Genomic DNA, 17,035 nt, shown 5'->3' with positions numbered 1-17,035 from the left:
TACTTGCCTGCTCTCACAATTGTATCTCCGCCATCATGCATATCTGCTGGACCATGACCGTCCGGTGATAGACATCACGTTCGAATGACACACCATGTAGCGTCTATTCCAAAGCCAGTCGGCCAGGTCACCACACAATAGGCTTATCGTCCCAAGCCCAAAAGGTCCCACTGTCAGCCGGCCCATGCGCGCCTACCACCTCAATAATGCGCTTTGCCGAGAAAGCCGGTTCGAAGAGTTGTCCTTCAGGTACGTTCGCCTGAAATGGTTGCGACAACTCCGTGTCAGTCGTGCCTGGGTGTATGGCCAGCACGGTCGAGGCGTGGTTCAGGCGTTTCAGTTCGATACTGGCGGTATGCAGCAACTGGTTGAGTGCCGCTTTGCTGGCTCTGTAGCTGTACCAGCCGCCCAGTCGGTTATCGCCAATGGAACCGACTCTCGCGGAAAGCGCTGCGAAGGTAGAAGGTTGTTTGCGCAATAACGGGAGCAGGTGTTTAAGCAGCAGGATTGGCGCAAAAGTGTTGGTTGCGAAGCTCGCTTGCATGCTCGCAAGCGTCAGTTGTGCCAGGCCCTTTTCGGGTTTCGCGCCGTCCTGATGAAGAATGCCAAGCGCACTGATGACGAGGTGCAGATGTTCGCATCCTTCAAGCGTCTGGCTCACAAGCGCTTCGAGAGCTTGTTCATTGCGCGCGTCGCAGTCGACTCGCCTGAGGCGCTGGCCATACTGCTCTGCAAGCTCTGCCAGCCCTGCAGAGGTGCTGGCTTCTCGCGCCACTGCCCACACCTGAGCGACGTCATCGCGAGCAAGCAAGGCTGCGCACAGTGCCAGGCCAATGCCTCGGCTGGCTCCGCATATCAGCACGTTTGCGTCACTGTTCAGTTCGGGTATCAAACTCATGAGGCACCTTGGGGAGCATGGCTGAAGTAGGTTTATGACTTCGGAATGAGGCGTGACGTTCAGGTGGGCGTTCGTGGACGGCAGTACAGGGTCAAGGGTTCTGATAGATTGTTGGAAATACCTGTTCGAGAACGGCGATCAATGAGAGTTATTCGTAGCAAAGACTTTACCGCCACTCGGGCCTGGGGGGCTGACGACATAGCCAACATGGGTGGAACCACCGTCCGTCTCCACTGGACCGACCAGCCGTATAAGTGGCATATCAACGACGGTGAGGAAGTTTTCGCAGTCCTCGACGGAACGGTGGATATGCATTATCGCGAGTCCGGCATCGAGCGCGTCGTGACATTGGCGGTTGGCGACGTGTTTTTCGCAGAGGCTGGATGTGAACATGTTGCACATCCTCGCGGAGAGGCACGGATTCTGGTTATCGAACGCGAGGGCAGCGTTTGAGTAAAGTCAGAGAGCCCAGACCCAGGACGCGCAGCGACGCGTTCCGGGCAGTTCAAAAAGGGGGCGAAGAACCCGCGCTACCTTTGTGCGTCGGCCCCGGCGTGCAAGCAGACCGTCGGCTAAACAGCCATTCACGTGCGGCCGTCGACTCGGCATCGACTTGTCTATCAACAAACCCTGGCGCGATCGACGTGCACGTCGTATCCAGGTGCAGCCCAAGGTATGAAGTTATCGATTTTATAAGAGCATGTTTCAAAAGTGCCAAATAGTATTAGTTTAAATTTCTGCCCAACTGCCAAAGCATCCAATTGAACACCGATACCTTTACAGCGTGTTCGCCATTCAAATTGTTTCCGAGCCTACATAGTTGTTAACGGAGGCAATTCTAGCTTGGCAGTTTTGTTTTTTTGCCTCAGGATTTCCGGCATCCCATCGAGATACGGAATCATCCATAAAAACAGCCTTCAAAAAACAATTACTATGGCCTTCTATCCGTTGCGCCACTGCAACGCCTGCAACATGTACTAAAAACCCGCATTCATCGCAGACTAAACCATTACACCACCGAACCTGGACTTAACCTCATAAGGAATGACATGGCCTATTGTCACAACTGCGCAAAGGAACTGACTGAAAAGGGGGATACTTGCCCACATTGCAATGCATCGAGAGATATCATATGGACACCCGGCGCAGTTTCATCCGACGCTCCAGAATCGACATTCTGGTATTTTGAAGTCTTGAGGAAATATGCCGTTTTCAGCGGCAGAGCGCGCAGAAAAGAATTCTGGATGTTTTTTTTGACTAACCTCCTGATCTCCGTGGTCCTCGGTTTTCTCGATGGTCTTTTGGGCACTGACCAGTTGATCTCCACCTTTTATTCAATCGCTGTTTTCATTCCAGGGCTTGCGGTGGGCGTTCGCAGGCTTCATGACACTGATCGCAGTGGCTGGTGGATGCTGGTACCGATAGTCCCGATCATATTCAGTTGCCTGGAGGGGCATCGCGACGCCAATCGATTCGGCCCCAGCCCCAAATAACAAGCGTTCCCTGAAGGTGTGGTCGCTGACCACACCTTGCCTCGGCATCAGCCCGCGACAATCCTGATCGTCCAGAAATCCGACGCCAGATTGGGGTCCATCAGGTAGCTGTACGGCATGGTGAAGTAGCCATGCATGCCCCATTTGGTGCCCCAGGAGTTGCGCATGATGAAGACCTGTTTTGCATCGTCATAGCCCACTGCGAGCACGCAATGACCGCCCAGCAATTTTTCGTCGGGCGCTGGCATTGGGACAATGCCCGTCTTGGCAACTTCATCGCTTTCGAGGCTTTCATAGACGCCAAAACCTATGACGAAAGGATATCCAGCGGCCAGACACCCTTTCATCTGGTTCAGGTTCTGGGCGACTTTCTGGTAGGAAACCGCCTTGTACCGCTTGGCGTGGGCGTAGCAGGATTTGGTTGGCTTGACGGTAAATTTGGTAATGTCGTACGGCCATTCGGCTTCATCGCAGTCGCCTTGTTCGGCGACGCTTTTGATACCGTGACGGATCATTGCACCGCTGTCCGACTCCACCGTGTGCTCGATAACACGCTCGTTGTAATAAATGAATAAACGGGATGGCGTGAATGCAGGGGCAAGCTTCTGCTTCATGCGATCAAACTGAATGGCAGCTGCAATACCATTCGCTGTACAACTGCCCAACTGGCCCTGATCGTAGACATTGGGGCAATGAGGACGCAGATCCACATGACGTGGAAGCGCGGCCAACTGCTCGACGGGCGCAGCGTACAAATGATCTCGATGATCCGGTACGTCACGAATCCAGCCGTATTGTTTTACGGTATACGTCATCGTTTACTTCTCCACGTAAAGGCAGACTGCTTAATTAGCCATCAGGCCTGGCAAAACACTCTTATTGGAAATGGCCATCATTCATGGCTGGCCAATAGCGTATTAATCAGACATCAGTTTTTTACGAGGAGGGATGAAGATTTATTTAGACGGGCTTATCGACAAGCAGCGAGAGCAATATCAAATTGACACATTATAATTGCAATAAAATAGATAACTGTTTGATGTGTAATGTGCTGCCTGGAATCCTGAAGACTTTGAATTCCTACAGACGTCATGGCGGCCATGTGCAGGCCGCCCTTCGGGTGTGCCGGTTCGTGCTACCCGTTGACCAGCCTGCACACAGTCCGCCACCTATCGCTCGGTCACGACAGGGTGGCGCATCTACTCTTGCGTGATGGATTGGAGGCATTGGAAGCGTTGCGTAATACAGAGCGTGGATTGATATCTGTAAAGTGACGCGACCTGCCTCCTTGCTGCTGTGATGGCCCGCAGCAGCAAGAACACTGGGAGGCAGCCAGTCACTGATAAGTGTCCACATCCTCGGCCGGATAAAACTCGCCCTCTCTCCCCTCCAGCCGCTCACGCACGATCGCCTCGACGCTGGCCACTGCGGCCTGATCGTCAGGGTTGACCAGTTGCAGGCACAAGCGTTGGGCGTTCTGGTCGTGGGTGCCTTCGCTGAGCATGTCGTGGGTGACGATCTGCTCGCCGCGCCACAGGCATAACTGGGTGTGAGTGCCGCCGAGCCAGATCTCGTTGATTGATCCAAGATCGGTGGTCGCCAGTTGGTCCACGGTGATTGTCTTGTCCATTGCGCTGTACCTTCAAGTGAGTCGATACAGGTCAGACGTGCAGGCGTGGCGGGTCGTTCCCGGCATCGGCCGTTCATCTGCGCCAACGGCTGCGTTCGGTCAGGCTGTTGCGATCGCTTCGATCTCGATCAGCATGTTGTCCATCGCCAGGCGGGGCACCGGAATGAGGGTGCAGGCCGGATGGCGCCCTGTACCCCACACCCGGTTCGCCTGCTCGACCCAACTGTGCAGGCGTTGTTCGTTGTGGTCGACGATCAGCAAGGTCAGCTTGAACACCTGAGCCAGGCTTGCGCCCTGGGATTGCAGTGCGGTTTCAACATTGGCCAGGGCCTGGATGGCCTGCTCGGTGAAGTCGGCAGACAACCGTCCTTGCTGATCTTCGCCGCCCTGCCCGGCAACAAACAGCATTCGGGCACCGGCATTGACTGATGCGACGTGGGAATACGCGTTTACTCGAGGGTTGCACAGGCCCTGTGGATTGCAGAGCGTGAACGCGGCGTTTTCGGCGTCGGGGGATACTGGCATAGGGTCAACTCCATGTTGAAGGAGTCGGCAGTGTGAAACCTCTACCTAGGTGGAGGTCAAGGCCCGTGTGAAGCGACGGTGAAGACCGGGCTGCACATTCACGGTTTTAGGCACCAAACGACGCATACCGCAACGGCAGCCCTGTGGTGAATTTGATCTGCTCCATGGCAAAGCTGGAACTGACGTCGGTGATACCGGGAATGCTGATCAGTTGTTTGTACACCGCGTCGTAGCCCGCGATGTCGGTCACGACGATGCGCAGCAGGTAGTCGGTGTCGCCAGCCATGCGGTAGCACTCGACGACTTCGGGCAAGTCACCAACGGCGTTGTGGAACTGTTCGAGCCAGGCGGCGTTGTGCTGGTTGGTGCGGATGGCGGCGAAGACACTGACGGAGACATTCAGGCGCTGCGGGTTCAGCAGGGCTACGCGGCGGTCGATGATGCCGGTTTCTTCGAGTTTCTGGATGCGTCGCCAGCAGGCGGTGCTGCCCAGGCCAATACGCTCGGCGATGTCTGCGACCGAGCGGGTGCAGTCGGTTTGCAGGCTGTCGAGGATGGCGCGGTCGAACTTGTCCATGGACGTGTTCCGTGTTTGTGGTTCGGGCTCTGTATCGGACGCGACGCATCCTGAACGGCGCCGTGCAACCGGTACTTGCGCAACTATTGGCATAAAACTACCCCCTGCCAATAGAGGTGTAAAATTTTATTCACCATAAAACGCCCAAATCAGAAATATTTTTCACTGATAGCCAGTCAATCTGCTCAAATATCAAAATTTTTTCGCGTCGGCGTCGGTAATCTTTTCACCATCAACCTTGACCCGATAACCAAGCGAATTGCCCATGACCACGACCGCCCTTTACCTGGATTACGCCGCCACCACGCCTGTCGATGAGCAGGTCATTGAAGCCATGGTTGCCTGTCTGGGGCGCGAAGGGCATTTCGGTAATCCGGCGTCCAGCGGGCATGGTTACGGGCAGGTGGCGCGGCAGGCAGTCGAGCAGGCGCGGCGTCAGGTGGCGGACGCAGTGAATGCGCCTGCCGAGACGGTGATCTGGACCTCTGGCGCGACCGAGTCCAATAACCTGGCAATCAAGGGCATTGCCCATGACAGCACGGCGCAACGTCGCCATATCATCACCAGCGCTCTGGAGCACAAGGCCGTCATCGATACGGTGAAAACGCTGGAGCGCCAGGGCTTTGCGGTGACCTGGTTGCAGCCGGACGCCAATGGGCTGATCCAGCCACAGGCCGTGCAGGCGGCATTGCGTGAAGACACGTTGCTGGTGTCACTGATGCTGGTGAACAACGAGCTGGGCACGCTGACGGATATCGCCAGCATCGGCACGCTGGTGCGCGAACATGGGGCGCTGTTTCACGTCGACGCGGCTCAAGCCGTCGGGAAAGTGAAGGTGGATCTGGCAAATCTGGCGGTCGATCTGATGTCGTTCTCGGCTCACAAGGCATACGGTCCGAAAGGCATCGGTGCGCTGTACATAGGCCCGCGTGCTCATGCATTGCTGCAGGCGCAGATTCATGGCGGTGGACATGAAGGCGGCTTTCGTTCCGGCACACTGGCGACGCATCAGATCGTCGGTATGGGTGAAGCCTTTGCGCTGGCAATCGACAAGGCTGATGCGGAAAACCGTCGTATCGCGGAGCTGAGCAGTCATCTGCGTGAAGGGCTGCTGGCGCTGCCGGACGTGCAACTTAACGGCTGCCCTGAACAACGCATCCCGCACACCCTGAACCTGTGCATCACACGAAGCGGATTCACCAGTGCGCAGCTCTCACATGCTCTGGCGCTGTCCTCGACCTCGGCCTGCAACTCGGCGAGCAACGCACCATCGCACGTGCTGCTTGCACTGGGGCTCGATACCAACAAGGCACTGGCCAGCGTACGCGTCAGCCTCGGTCGCTATACCACGCAAGCGGATGTCGAACGCACCATCGAGGTGTTCAGCAAGGCACTCACTGCACCCGCTGCGTTCTGGTAACTACCGCTTTCAAAGCAACCAGCTCAAGGTCTCTGTAAGGGGCGCTTGAGCTGTGCAGTTTCTATCAGCCGGGCAACACACCCCCGCCCTCATCCGCCACGATATCCGGGTCATCCGAATACACTTCCGGCTCGTCATCCTCGTAGGCTTCCTCGTCTTCAGTGCGCTCCAGCATCTCATCTCCCTTCGCGGGGCCGGCTCCCGGCCTGTTGGCGTTCATGTTCAACACCGGATCGGCTTCGCGATCGTACTGACCCAACTGCGGACTGGCAGGATCTTCTTTAGGCACTTCGTTCGTCAGGATGAAATCGGTTGTCATGTCGGCCACCTCTTTTGTCTTGCCAAAGAAAGTGGACGTGCCCGAACGCAAAGGGTTCGATCCAGATGACGAGTGCGTCTGGACAGGGCATTTGCTGCCGTTTGTAATCTTCATGATACAAAAAGACACAATTGGCACAGATCTTCCAAGTGGAACGGCCGTGCCATGAACCAGTGGCATGCACTGCACAAAGGAGGTGCCCACACGCACCAATGTGCAGTTTTCGGACGCAGAGTCGTCCATTAACAGTGCAGCGCCAGACCACAAGTCGTGCGCCTTGCCAGGAAAGGAGTCTACACATGCCACATCCCGCTGATGCCAGACCACTGCAATATCCATCCCCGCTGGAAAGGGTTGCGCCCGCAATGGGCCCGCCATCTGCCATGGCTTCATGTCTGACCACGCCGACGTATCTTTCCGACTGAATAAAACACAGGGCGCCAGCCTTGATTGAATAACCGAACAACCTTGTCCTGCCTTATTGGCAAGGGCTCGCGGAATGCTGTGTGCCTATTACTAACCCACAATGGAAACTTCTCACTAACGCGTTTATCGTCCGACAATTTATTTTGATTAGTATCATCTAGCCATTACTCAGCCCATTGCTGAGCTTTATATTTAACTCGACCTTCAATCTTTTTAAAGCCGGGGCATCCATCTTGAAAAACTGATCAACTAACGCACCAACTTGAACCAAGCCTTACAGTATTGGTGCATGTGATTTTATGACCGAATGGTCATGTATTTTTCAATTCGTCTGACTGCTCGGAGGGGTGTACTACGCCCTTTGAATCACGAGGACTCTTATTCATTTGAAGGTCATGTCAACTGAAACGGCGTTCAATCGAAAAAAAAGTACAGGAATGCGACATCCGCTCTGGAACGCCGCATACAGGCGTATCACTTGCCATTTCTGGCACAGCGGTTGCAAAGTGAAATTGTTATCAAGCAACAAGTTTGCTCGTGGTGGACACAACTAATAAGCAAGGATTTGCAATGCCATCGCCCTGATTGAACATGCGCTTTACCGTATTGAGTCTGTGCCTCTTTCAGGCTCGGCGGTGTCGTGCGCCTCAACGAATGTGCAGGTCTCCATCATTCGAACATTCGCCAATGTTTGAACGGATTTTTATTGCCCTTCAACTACCCGAGGGAGCGTTAATGAATGATGCGGTAATCATGAAAGCGGTCCCTGTTCCACCGCCGGAGGAAAGTCCGACGGTGTGGCAGAGCATCCCCTTCAAGGCCAATACTTCGCGACCTGGCGGCCTGAAAAAATCGCACGTCTTCGTGTTGATCGCAGCCTCGGTACTTATTCACGGTGCCGTGTGGTGGTACATGCAGACGGCCGAACCGGAAGTGCCCGAAGTTCCGCCACAAGTTCCGGAAATGACCATTGAACTGACCAGCCCGACGCCTCCAACCCCGGAGCCACCGCCGCCGCCTGAACCTCCACCTCCGCCGCCTCCCCCGCCAGAACCGGAGCAGCCGGTCGAGGACCCGGACGCAGTCGAGCCGCCGCCCAAGCCCATCGAAAAGCCGAAGGTCGAGAAGCCCAAGCCGGTCAAGAAACCTGAACCTGTGAAAAAGCCGACGCCGCCTGCGCCACCCAAACCGGTAGCCGCCCCCGCGCCTCCAGCACCACCGACGCCGGCACCTGCGCCACCCGCTCCGGCAGCGCCAGCAGCCCCTGTGAAGGAAAGCGCAGCGGTCTCCGGGCTCGCCAGCCTGGGCAACCCGCCACCCGAATATCCGGGGCTGGCCTTGCGACGCAGTTGGGAAGGCCGCGTGGTGCTGCGCATCAAGGTGCTGCCAAACGGCCGCGCAGGCACGGTCGAGGTGACCAAATCCAGCGGCAAACCGGTTCTCGACGAGGCTGCAGTGGAAGCAGTGCGCAACTGGAAGTTTATTCCGGCCAAGCGCGGCGACACACCGATTGAAGGCTTCGCCACACAGACCATCGATTTCAAGCTGCCGGAATGATCCGGCGTATGACCACTGACAATTCTATTAAAGCTGGTGAGGTGTAAACCATGAACGCATCGCTCTCTTCCATGATCGTCCCCGCCGTGCTCTGGGCGCTGATTCTGTTTTCCGTGCTGAGCTGGGCCTTGTTGCTGATCAAGTCAGCGCAGTACGTGAAGCTCAAATCCCAGAACAAACACTTCACCAAAGCTTTCTGGGGCGCGCCGGACCTGCTGACCGCCGCCGAACATGCATCGCAATACCCAGGCTCGCTGGCACGCATCGCCAACAGCGGTTTCGAGGCCATGGCCGTGGACGAGTCACCGCGCACCACGCAGCAACTGGCACACACCATCAACCGCTCGGACCGCCTGGAACGCAACCTGCGCCAGCAGATCCAGAAGGAACGTCGCTCGCTGGAAAGCGGCCAGGCGATCCTCGCCAGTATCGGCAGCACCGCGCCCTTCATCGGCCTGTTCGGAACGGTCTGGGGCATCATGGAAGCACTGCAAAGCATCGGCCTGACCGGCTCGGCCAGCCTTGAAGCGGTCGCCGGCCCCATCGGTCACGCCCTGGTCGCCACCGGCGTCGGCATCGCGGTCGCGGTGCCTGCGGTACTGATCTACAACTTCTTCCTGCGCCGCCTCAAGCTGGCCGTCGCCGACATGGACGACTTCGCCCACGACTTCGACGCCCTGGCTCAGCGCAGTGCCTTCGCGGTATCCCGTCAATCCATCGCCAGCAAGCAGGGCCACGCCGTGCGGGAGGCAAGCTAATGTCGTTCTCCACTCAAGACAGCGATGAAGTGCTCAGCGAAATGAACGTCACGCCGCTGGTGGACGTGATGCTCGTGCTGCTGGTGGTGTTCATCGTCACCACCCCCCTGATGACCAACGCGATCAAGGTCAACCTGCCCAAGACCGACTCGGTTGCCCCGGCCGAGAAAAAGGACCCGGTGGTGGTCAGCGTCGATCAGAGCGGCAAGTTCTTCCTCGCCAAGTCGGAAATCGCCCCCGAGCTGCTGGAGAAAAGCCTGCAGGACGAAAAGGCCAAGGACCCGGACATCCGCGTCCAGTTACAGGCCGACACCGACGTGAACTATGGCCAGGTGGCCAAGGCCATGGCGTCTATCGAACGGTCCGGCATCACGAAGATATCCGTCATGACGGCCAAATGAATTGAGGGTTTCGTCCCGCGAAACCCGCTGATCCGACTCCCGTGTACAGGATCGTCCGTGGGCCGAAAGGCCCCTGGAGGGGAGCGGCTTGCTGGAAAACCAAAGCAGTGGAATGCCCACCCGGCATAACCGGGAAGGGAATAGAGGGCTCACAAGGCCATTTCAATAATGTCTGGACCAGGTCGGAAATAACCATGCTGATGAATCTTCCCGGATACACCCTCAAGCCACTGGCCCTCGCGGTCCGCCGTCATCCTCGCGTGCTGTTGTGCGCCCTGGCAATGGGCACGAGCGGTGCCCAGGCGGCAGACGCTGTCGAGGCGGACACCGCCAGTGAGTCCGTCTCCGCCGCCGCCGTCGTGCCAGCCACGACCCAGTTGCAACGCGTCGAAGTGACTGGCTCGGCGATTCGCCGGGTCGATGCCGAAACCGCCGTTCCGATTACCATCCTGCGCGCCGATGACCTGAAGAAACAGGGTGTGACCACCACTCAGGACCTGGTTCAGCGCATCACCGGCAGCCAGTCGATCAACAACAGCGCAGGCTCGGTCGGCGCAGGCACCGGTGGTGCGTCCTTCGCCGACATGCGCGGCATCGGCGCGAACAAGACACTGGTCCTGCTCAATGGCCGTCGCCTGGCAAACAACGCTTTGTCAGGTGTGCCCAGCGGCAGCGCAGTCGATCTGAACATGATCCCGTTTGCCGCCATCGACCGCGTCGAAGTGCTGCGTGACGGCGCATCGGCGCTGTACGGCACCGACGCCATTGGCGGGGTGATCAACTTCATCACCAAGAAAACACTCACTGACGGCACCCTGAGCCTGGGCGGCGAAACCCCGACCAACAGCGGCGGCGGTGCCACCAAGGACATGAGCGCCAGTTGGGGCTTCGGTGATCTGGAAGAAGACCGCTTCAACGTGATGGGCGTCTTCAACTACAACAAGCAGCAGAACCTGGACGCCAATGATCGCTCGTTCGCACAAGACTATGTACCGGGCCGCGGCCTCAACCAGACTTCCGGCACGGCGTACCCCGGCAACTATTTCCAGGGCGACAACTCTTCCAACCCGCTGGGCGCCAACTGCTCCGGGCCTAGCCTGATCGCCCGCAACGGCATCTGCCGGTTCAGCACCCGCGAATACATTGATCTGATCCCGCAGACTGAGAAAACCTCGTTTTTCGGCAAGGCCACCGGCAAGCTGGCTGAAGACCACAATGTCAGCCTGGAATACTTCTGGGCGCGAAACAACAACCAGGTGGGCATCGGCCCGGCACCGCTCACCGGCCTGTCACTGGACTCATCCTCACCGTTCTACCCCGGCAACGGCATCACCCCGGCACCGACCAACTTCACCATCGATCCGACCCAACCGGTCGACACCGCCTGGCGCGAAACGGCTGCCGGTCCACGGGCGCAGAGTGACCAGAACACCAGCCAGCGCTTTCTGCTGAATTTCGACGGTCTGGTGGGCGGCTGGGACTACAACGTCGGCGCTTCGTACAACCAGAACAAGGTGCTTTCCAACGTCACCAACGGCTATGTCAGCGATGCAGCGATGATCAACGGACTGGCCAATGGCGTGATCAATCCGTTCGGGCCACAGACGGCGGCTGGTCAGGCGCTGATCGATGCCAGCGAATACCATGGCCAATATTCCAGTGCCGTGGGCCGCGTGGCCGGTATTGACGGGCGCATCAGCCGGGAAATCGGTGACTGGTTCGGCGCAGGCCCGGCCGGGCTGGCACTGGGCGGCGAGTACCGCAAAGAAAAGATGCATCAGCAGTACGAAGCCTTCGTCAACGACATCAGTAGCCTGGGTGCGGATGCCGCAGGCAGCGCAGAGGGTGAGCGCAGCGTAAAAGCCGAATACGCCGAGTTGAGCGTGCCGGTACTGGACAGCCTCGAACTGAGCGCAGCCGTTCGCCACGACAAGTACAGCGACTTCGGCAGCACCACCAACCCCAAGTACTCGTTCCGCTATCAGCCGGTCAAGCAACTGGTGGTCCGTGGTGCCTACAGCGAAGGTTTCCGCGCGCCGTCGCTTTATGAGCTGTACTCGCCGCGCAGCACTACCTTCACTCAGGGCTACTACAACGACCCGATACTGTGTGCGGGCGGCACCGTGCAGCCCGGTGGCAATGCCGGTCGTGACTGTGCGCAGCAGTTCCTCAACAACAGCGGCGGTAATACCGAGCTGGCGCCGGAAAAGGCCCGTAACGTGACGCTGGGCTTCGTTTATCAGCCGGTCAGCAGCCTGTCGATGGGGCTGGATTTCTGGTGGATTCACATTTCCAACCAGATTCAGTCGTTCCCTGAATCGACTGTTTTCGATGACCCCAACACATACGCCGACCGCTATATTCGTGCCGCAGACGGCTCGATCGCCAACATTGTGACCGGCAACGCCAACCTGGGCATCGTTAAGACCAGCGGTGTGGACGTGACCCTCGACTATCGCTTCCCGAACACGCCGTATGGTCAGTTCGGCCTGGGCATGACCGGCACCTACGTCAACCGCTACGACTACCAGAACATCATCGACGGTCCCTACACCGACAAGGTCGGCGACTTCCAGGGCGATGGCGTGATTGCGCGCTGGAAACACGTGCTGGTGGGCTCCTGGTCGCTGGGCAACACCCGCGCATCCATCACCAACCGTTTCACCACTGGCTACAACGATTACGACCGCACCACCAATGCGCGGGTCGCCTCGTATGCGCTGTGGGACCTGTCGGTCGGCCATACCTTCGACAAGGTGCTGGACGTCGATGCGGGCCTGCGCAACATGTTTGACCGCAACCCGCCGTTCTCCAACCAGGCCTACAACTTCCAGTCCGGCTATGACCCGCGTTATGCCGATCCGCTGGGACGCACGCTGTTCGCACGCATGACGTATCACTTCTAAGGGTGAAGGCGCGACCCATACACGCTCCGTGGGTCGCGTCCTGTTTGCGAGCTCGCCCCCTCCGGCCACAGGTTTCATCCACCTTCCCCGGCCGGAGGCCTTTTTCGCCGCATGGCGTCATTCGTGCGTACGAGGATAGCCCCATCATGTCGCGTCAAATCCGTTCTCTGCGACGCCTGCTGCTGGGTGTTGCGGTGTTGTGCACCTGCTGGCAGGTTGCGCTGGCCACACCGACGCATGCCTTGACTGTTTATGGCGAGGCACCGAAATACCCGGCCGGCTTCAAGCACTTCGATTACGTCAATCCGGACGCCCCCAAGGGCGGATCGCTGACCCGGTCAGCCGAAGAAATCGGTCAGTTCAACTACCTCAATCCCTATGTCGATCAAGGCATCGGGGTCGTCCAGGTCGACACTTGGGTCTACTCGCCACTGGCCTATCGCTCGCTCGACGAGCCTTACACCGTCTACGGGCTGATCGCTGAAAAAATGGAAGTGGACCCGGACGGTCTGTGGGTCCGGTTTTACCTCAACCCCAAGGCGCGCTTCGACGACGGCCAGCCGGTCACAGCCGAAGACGTGCGCTACACCTACGAGTTGATGACCACCAAGGCCAGCTTCAGCTATCGCCCGATGTTCGCCGACGTGAAGGACGTGACCCTCGAAGGGCCGCTGCAGATTCGTTTCGACTTCAAGAACAACCTCAACCGCATGTTGGCCCTCGACATCGCCAGCCTGCACATTTTGCCGAAGCACTGGTGGAAGAGCCGGGACTTCGCCAACGGCGGCGGTTTCGAGCCGCCGCTGGGCAACGGGCCGTACCGGGTCGCCAAGGTCGACGCCGGACGCAGCGTGGTCTTCGAACGGGTCAAGGACTGGTGGGGCAAGGACCTGCCGGTCAGCCGTGGCCTGTACAACTTCGACACCCTGACCGTGAATTTCTACGGCGACACGGAAATCGCCCGGCAACTGCTGCAGGCCGGCGCGTTCGACTATAACCGGGAGTTTTCTTCGGCGGGTTTTACCGTGGGCTACAGCGGCCCGGCCATCGACGACGGGCGGTTGCAGAAGAACATCCTGGCCACCCAGCGCCCCGTGGCCGCGCAGGGTTTTGTGTTCAACCTGGACAACCCGATCTTCAAGGACCGCCGCGTGCGGCAGGCGCTGTCGATGCTGTGGGACTTCGACTGGATCAATCGCCGGGTGATGCGCAATTTCTACCTGCGCCAACAGAGCTACTTTCCAAAAAGCGAAATGGCCGCCACCCAGTTGCCGGACGAAGCCGAGCTGAAGATTCTTGAACCGTTGCGTGGCCAGGTGCCGGACGAGGTGTTCACTCAGGTCTACCAGCCGCCCAAGACCGATGGCAGCGGCTACATCCGCGACAAGCAGGTGCAGGCGCTCAAGCTGCTGGCCGAAGCCGGATGGCACCCGAAGAACAACAAACTGGTCAACGCCGCAGGCGAGCCGATGGTGTTCAGTTTTCTCGACGGCCAAGGCGGTTTTGATCGCCTGATCCTGCCGTTCAAACGCACGCTGGCACAGATCGGGATCACACTGGATTTCCTGCGCATCGACTCGGCGCAGTACATCAATCGGCTCAACGCAAGGGACTACGACATGATCGTGGTCACCTTTCCCAAAAGCGGCAATCCGCTGATCTCGCCGGGTCGAGACCTGTACAACCTGTACGGCTCGCAAAGCGCCACGGAAGTTGGCAGTTCCAACGCCATGGTGTTGCGCAACCCGGCCGTGGACACGCTGATCGACGGGCTGGTAGCGGCCAACAGCCGCAACGACATGGTGCATTACGCCCGAGCGCTGGATCGCGTGCTGCAGTGGGGTTACTACATGATCCCCAACTACTTCTCCAAGGGCACGCCGCTGGTCTACGCCAACCGATTCGGCAGGCCCGACACCGCGCCCGTCTATGACGTTGGCCTGGAAACCTGGTGGCAGATCAGCCCGACCGCGCTGACCAACGCCCAGGCCGCTGCGCTCGGCAGCAAGACCACCGCTGCAAAGGAGCATTGAGATGCTGGCTTACGTAATCCGACGCCTGCTGCTGATCATTCCTACGCTGCTGGCCATTCTGATTGTGAATTTTCTGATCGTGCAGGCCGCCCCCGGCGGGCCGGTGGAACAGGCCATCGCACGCATCCAGGGTTTCAGCCCCAATGGCGTGGGCGGCGGCGGTGGCGAAGTGGCTTCCAGCGGCACCGCCAGCCGCAGCACGCGCGGGCTGGACCCGGCACTGATCGAGTCGATCAAGGAGCATTACGGTTTCGATAAGCCGATGCACGAACGCCTGTGGTTGATGCTCAAGAACTACGCGCAACTGGACTTCGGCAACAGCTTCTTTCGTGGCGCGCCGGTGACCGAGTTGATCGCGCAGAAACTGCCTGTGTCGCTGTCACTCGGGCTGTGGGCCACCTTGATCACCTACCTGATCTCCATTCCGCTGGGTATTCGCAAGGCAGTAAGGCACGGCAGCGCGTTCGATGTGTGGAGCAGCACGCTGGTGATCGTCGGCTACGCCACACCTGCGTTTCTGTTCGCGATTCTGCTGATCGTGGTATTTGCCGGCGGCAGCTATCTGAGCTGGTTTCCGGCGCAGGGCCTGTTCTCGGAAAACTTCGACAGCCTCGGTACCTGGGGCAAGGTGAAGGACTATCTGTGGCACCTGGTACTGCCAGTCACGTCGCTGGTGATCGGCGGCTTCGCGACACTGACCATCCTGACCAAGAACAGCTTTCTCAACGAGATCAGCCGCCAGTACGTGGTCACGGCGCGGGCCAAGGGCCTGACGGAACACCGCGTGCTGTACGGCCATGTCTTCCGCAACGCCATGCTGCTGGTGATCGCCGGTATTCCGCAGGCGCTGATCGAGGTGTTCTTCGCCGGTTCGCTGCTGATCGAAACCATTTTCGGCCTCGACGGGCTGGGGCGCATGAGCTACGAGGCGGCGGTGTCGCGGGACTATCCCGTGGTGTTCGGCACGTTGTTTCTATTCACCCTGTTCGGCCTGCTGATCAAACTGGTGGGCGACCTGTGCTACATGCTGGTCGATCCGCGCATCGATTTTTCCGCGAGGAGCGCCTGATGTTCGAGTTCTCTCCCCAGAGCCAGCGACGCATGGCGCTGTTCAAGGCCAACCGGCGCGGCTGGTGGTCGTTGTGGATCTTCGTCGGACTGATGCTGGTATGCCTGTGCGGCGAGCTGATCGCCAACGACAAGCCGCTGCTGCTCAGTTACGACAACACGCTGTATTACCCGGCGTTTCACACCTACATGGAAACGGATTTCGGCGGCGAGCTTCCCTTCGAGCCCGATTATTCCAGCGACTATGTGCGCCAGCTGATCGCGGCGAAGAACGGCTGGATGATGTTCGCACCGATCCCGTTCAGTTACGACACCATCAACTACGACCTGGACGCGCCCTCGCCCAGCCCGCCTGACAGCCATAACTGGCTGGGCACCGACGAGCAGGCGCGGGATGTGCTGGCGCGGGTGCTGTTCGGGGCGCGGATTTCGATTCTGTTCGCGTTGCTGCTGACCGCGATCAGCACGGTGATCGGAGTCTGTGCCGGAGCGATTCAGGGGTATTACGGCGGCATGACCGACCTGATCGGCCAGCGCATTCAGGAAATCTGGTCGGGCCTGCCGGTGCTGTACTTGCTGATCATTCTGTCGGGCTTCGTGTCGCCGAATTTCTGGTGGCTGCTGGGGATCATGGCGCTGTTCTCATGGCTGTCGCTGGTGGACGTAGTGCGCGCCGAGTTTTTGCGTGGCCGCAATCTGGAATACGTCAAAGCCGCCCGCGCACTGGGTCTGACCGATGCCGCGCTGATGTGGCGACACATTCTGCCCAACGCCATGACCAGCACACTGACTTACCTTCCGTTCATCGTGACAGGCTCCATCGCCACCCTCACCGCGCTGGATTTTCTCGGTTTCGGCATGCCTGCGGGCAGCGCCTCGCTGGGTGAACTGATCGGCGAAGCCAAGCGCAATCTGCAGGCGCCGTGGCTGGGCCTGACGGCCTTCGTCGCACTGGCGCTGATTCTGTCCCTGTTGGTGTTCATCGGCGAAGCCTGCCGTGACGCGTTCGATCCCCGGAGCTGAC

16 protein-coding genes are annotated in these 17,035 nt (G+C 58.7%); 10 read left to right on the top strand and 6 right to left on the bottom strand.

The features are described from left to right. Positions 1 to 127: 127 nt before the first annotated feature. Complete coding sequence (locus tag KDX39_RS12155; protein ID WP_231660511.1) at positions 128 to 898, bottom strand: SDR family NAD(P)-dependent oxidoreductase; 771 nt, start codon at positions 896 to 898, stop codon at positions 128 to 130. 141 nt (positions 899 to 1,039) lie between these two features. On the opposite strand from KDX39_RS12155, the gene KDX39_RS12150 reads away from it, so the two are divergent. Both KDX39_RS12150 and KDX39_RS12145 read left to right on the top strand, forming a co-directional pair. Next, the gene (locus KDX39_RS12150; RefSeq protein WP_231660510.1) at positions 1,040 to 1,351 is read left to right on the top strand and encodes a cupin domain-containing protein; all 312 of its coding nucleotides are present in this window, start codon (positions 1,040 to 1,042) and stop codon (positions 1,349 to 1,351) included. Positions 1,352 to 1,947: 596 nt separating this feature from the next. Beyond that, positions 1,948 to 2,391 carry a DUF805 domain-containing protein gene (locus tag KDX39_RS12145; protein WP_231660509.1) on the top strand — a complete coding sequence of 148 codons (444 nt, stop codon included), beginning with the start codon at positions 1,948 to 1,950 and terminating at the stop codon, positions 2,389 to 2,391. A gap of 47 nt (positions 2,392 to 2,438) precedes the next feature. On the opposite strand, the gene KDX39_RS12140 is transcribed toward KDX39_RS12145, so the two are convergent. From KDX39_RS12140 to KDX39_RS12125, 4 genes are all read right to left on the bottom strand, one after another. Beyond that, complete coding sequence (locus KDX39_RS12140) at positions 2,439 to 3,206, bottom strand: C1 family peptidase (RefSeq protein WP_231660508.1); 768 nt, start codon at positions 3,204 to 3,206, stop codon at positions 2,439 to 2,441. Between the two features lie 521 nt (positions 3,207 to 3,727). Beyond that, positions 3,728 to 4,021, bottom strand: coding sequence for a hypothetical protein (locus KDX39_RS12135; protein ID WP_231660507.1), 294 nt, complete (start codon positions 4,019 to 4,021; stop codon positions 3,728 to 3,730). Positions 4,022 to 4,120: 99 nt separating this feature from the next. Further along, positions 4,121 to 4,546, bottom strand: coding sequence for a RidA family protein (locus KDX39_RS12130; protein ID WP_231660506.1), 426 nt, complete (start codon positions 4,544 to 4,546; stop codon positions 4,121 to 4,123). Positions 4,547 to 4,652: 106 nt separating this feature from the next. Continuing rightward, positions 4,653 to 5,123, bottom strand: a complete 471-nt coding sequence (locus KDX39_RS12125; RefSeq protein ID WP_099228797.1) for an Lrp/AsnC family transcriptional regulator — start codon at positions 5,121 to 5,123, stop codon at positions 4,653 to 4,655. A gap of 265 nt (positions 5,124 to 5,388) precedes the next feature. Here KDX39_RS12125 and KDX39_RS12120 point away from each other — a divergent pair, with 265 nt between their 5' ends. After that, a complete protein-coding gene (locus KDX39_RS12120; RefSeq protein ID WP_231660505.1) occupies positions 5,389 to 6,543 on the top strand; it encodes a cysteine desulfurase family protein in 1,155 nt (384 codons plus the stop codon). Between the two features lie 64 nt (positions 6,544 to 6,607). On the opposite strand, the gene KDX39_RS12115 is transcribed toward KDX39_RS12120, so the two are convergent. After that, positions 6,608 to 6,862 carry a hypothetical protein gene (locus tag KDX39_RS12115; protein WP_099228914.1) on the bottom strand — a complete coding sequence of 85 codons (255 nt, stop codon included), beginning with the start codon at positions 6,860 to 6,862 and terminating at the stop codon, positions 6,608 to 6,610. Between the two features lie 1,161 nt (positions 6,863 to 8,023). Here KDX39_RS12115 and KDX39_RS12110 point away from each other — a divergent pair. The 7 genes from KDX39_RS12110 (at position 8,024) to KDX39_RS12080 (ending at position 17,034) form a co-directional block, all read left to right on the top strand. Further along, the gene (locus KDX39_RS12110; RefSeq protein ID WP_231660504.1) at positions 8,024 to 8,845 is read left to right on the top strand and encodes an energy transducer TonB; all 822 of its coding nucleotides are present in this window, start codon (positions 8,024 to 8,026) and stop codon (positions 8,843 to 8,845) included. 50 nt (positions 8,846 to 8,895) lie between these two features. Next, positions 8,896 to 9,603 carry a MotA/TolQ/ExbB proton channel family protein gene (locus KDX39_RS12105; RefSeq protein ID WP_099228800.1) on the top strand — a complete coding sequence of 236 codons (708 nt, stop codon included), beginning with the start codon at positions 8,896 to 8,898 and terminating at the stop codon, positions 9,601 to 9,603. Further along, positions 9,603 to 10,004: an ExbD/TolR family protein gene (locus KDX39_RS12100; RefSeq protein ID WP_004880470.1), complete on the top strand. Its 402-nt coding sequence runs from the start codon at positions 9,603 to 9,605 to the stop codon at positions 10,002 to 10,004. Before KDX39_RS12105 ends, KDX39_RS12100 begins: the two co-directional genes overlap by 1 nt. 194 nt (positions 10,005 to 10,198) lie before the next feature. Beyond that, positions 10,199 to 12,910 (top strand): TonB-dependent receptor, encoded by a 2,712-nt coding sequence (locus tag KDX39_RS12095; RefSeq protein WP_231660503.1) that lies wholly within the window; start codon positions 10,199 to 10,201, stop codon positions 12,908 to 12,910. Positions 12,911 to 13,056: 146 nt separating this feature from the next. Continuing rightward, on the top strand, positions 13,057 to 14,943 hold the full coding sequence (locus tag KDX39_RS12090) for an extracellular solute-binding protein (RefSeq protein WP_099228801.1): 1,887 nt from the start codon (positions 13,057 to 13,059) through the stop codon (positions 14,941 to 14,943). A 1-nt stretch (position 14,944) separates the two neighbouring features. Continuing rightward, complete coding sequence (locus tag KDX39_RS12085) at positions 14,945 to 16,012, top strand: microcin C ABC transporter permease YejB (RefSeq protein ID WP_099228802.1); 1,068 nt, start codon at positions 14,945 to 14,947, stop codon at positions 16,010 to 16,012. Continuing rightward, positions 16,012 to 17,034 (top strand): ABC transporter permease, encoded by a 1,023-nt coding sequence (locus KDX39_RS12080; protein WP_231660502.1) that lies wholly within the window; start codon positions 16,012 to 16,014, stop codon positions 17,032 to 17,034. Before KDX39_RS12085 ends, KDX39_RS12080 begins: the two co-directional genes overlap by 1 nt. Position 17,035 lies beyond the last annotated feature (1 nt).

The organism is Pseudomonas sp. CDFA 610 (assembly GCF_021147865.1).
Lineage (GTDB): Bacteria > Pseudomonadota > Gammaproteobacteria > Pseudomonadales > Pseudomonadaceae > Aquipseudomonas > Aquipseudomonas alliivorans.
The sequence above is the reverse complement of the archived record's forward strand: the minus strand, read 5'-3'. Positions and strand labels throughout refer to the sequence as shown.

Bases quoted from the DNA above. Each gene is read 5' to 3' on its own strand.
- KDX39_RS12080 (WP_231660502.1), top strand. From the start codon at position 16,012: ATGTTCGAGTTCTCTCCCCAGAGCCAGCGACGCATGGCGCTGTTCAAG.
- KDX39_RS12085 (WP_099228802.1), top strand. From the start codon at position 14,945: ATGCTGGCTTACGTAATCCGACGCCTGCTGCTGATCATTCCTACGCTG.
- KDX39_RS12115 (WP_099228914.1), bottom strand. From the start codon at position 6,862: ATGACAACCGATTTCATCCTGACGAACGAAGTGCCTAAAGAAGATCCT.
- KDX39_RS12095 (WP_231660503.1), top strand. From the start codon at position 10,199: ATGCTGATGAATCTTCCCGGATACACCCTCAAGCCACTGGCCCTCGCG.
- KDX39_RS12110 (WP_231660504.1), top strand. From the start codon at position 8,024: ATGAATGATGCGGTAATCATGAAAGCGGTCCCTGTTCCACCGCCGGAG.
- KDX39_RS12155 (WP_231660511.1), bottom strand. From the start codon at position 898: ATGAGTTTGATACCCGAACTGAACAGTGACGCAAACGTGCTGATATGC.
- KDX39_RS12145 (WP_231660509.1), top strand. From the start codon at position 1,948: ATGGCCTATTGTCACAACTGCGCAAAGGAACTGACTGAAAAGGGGGAT.
- KDX39_RS12135 (WP_231660507.1), bottom strand. From the start codon at position 4,021: ATGGACAAGACAATCACCGTGGACCAACTGGCGACCACCGATCTTGGA.
- KDX39_RS12105 (WP_099228800.1), top strand. From the start codon at position 8,896: ATGAACGCATCGCTCTCTTCCATGATCGTCCCCGCCGTGCTCTGGGCG.
- KDX39_RS12100 (WP_004880470.1), top strand. From the start codon at position 9,603: ATGTCGTTCTCCACTCAAGACAGCGATGAAGTGCTCAGCGAAATGAAC.
- KDX39_RS12150 (WP_231660510.1), top strand. From the start codon at position 1,040: ATGAGAGTTATTCGTAGCAAAGACTTTACCGCCACTCGGGCCTGGGGG.
- KDX39_RS12130 (WP_231660506.1), bottom strand. From the start codon at position 4,546: ATGCCAGTATCCCCCGACGCCGAAAACGCCGCGTTCACGCTCTGCAAT.
- KDX39_RS12140 (WP_231660508.1), bottom strand. From the start codon at position 3,206: ATGACGTATACCGTAAAACAATACGGCTGGATTCGTGACGTACCGGAT.
- KDX39_RS12125 (WP_099228797.1), bottom strand. From the start codon at position 5,123: ATGGACAAGTTCGACCGCGCCATCCTCGACAGCCTGCAAACCGACTGC.
- KDX39_RS12090 (WP_099228801.1), top strand. From the start codon at position 13,057: ATGTCGCGTCAAATCCGTTCTCTGCGACGCCTGCTGCTGGGTGTTGCG.
- KDX39_RS12120 (WP_231660505.1), top strand. From the start codon at position 5,389: ATGACCACGACCGCCCTTTACCTGGATTACGCCGCCACCACGCCTGTC.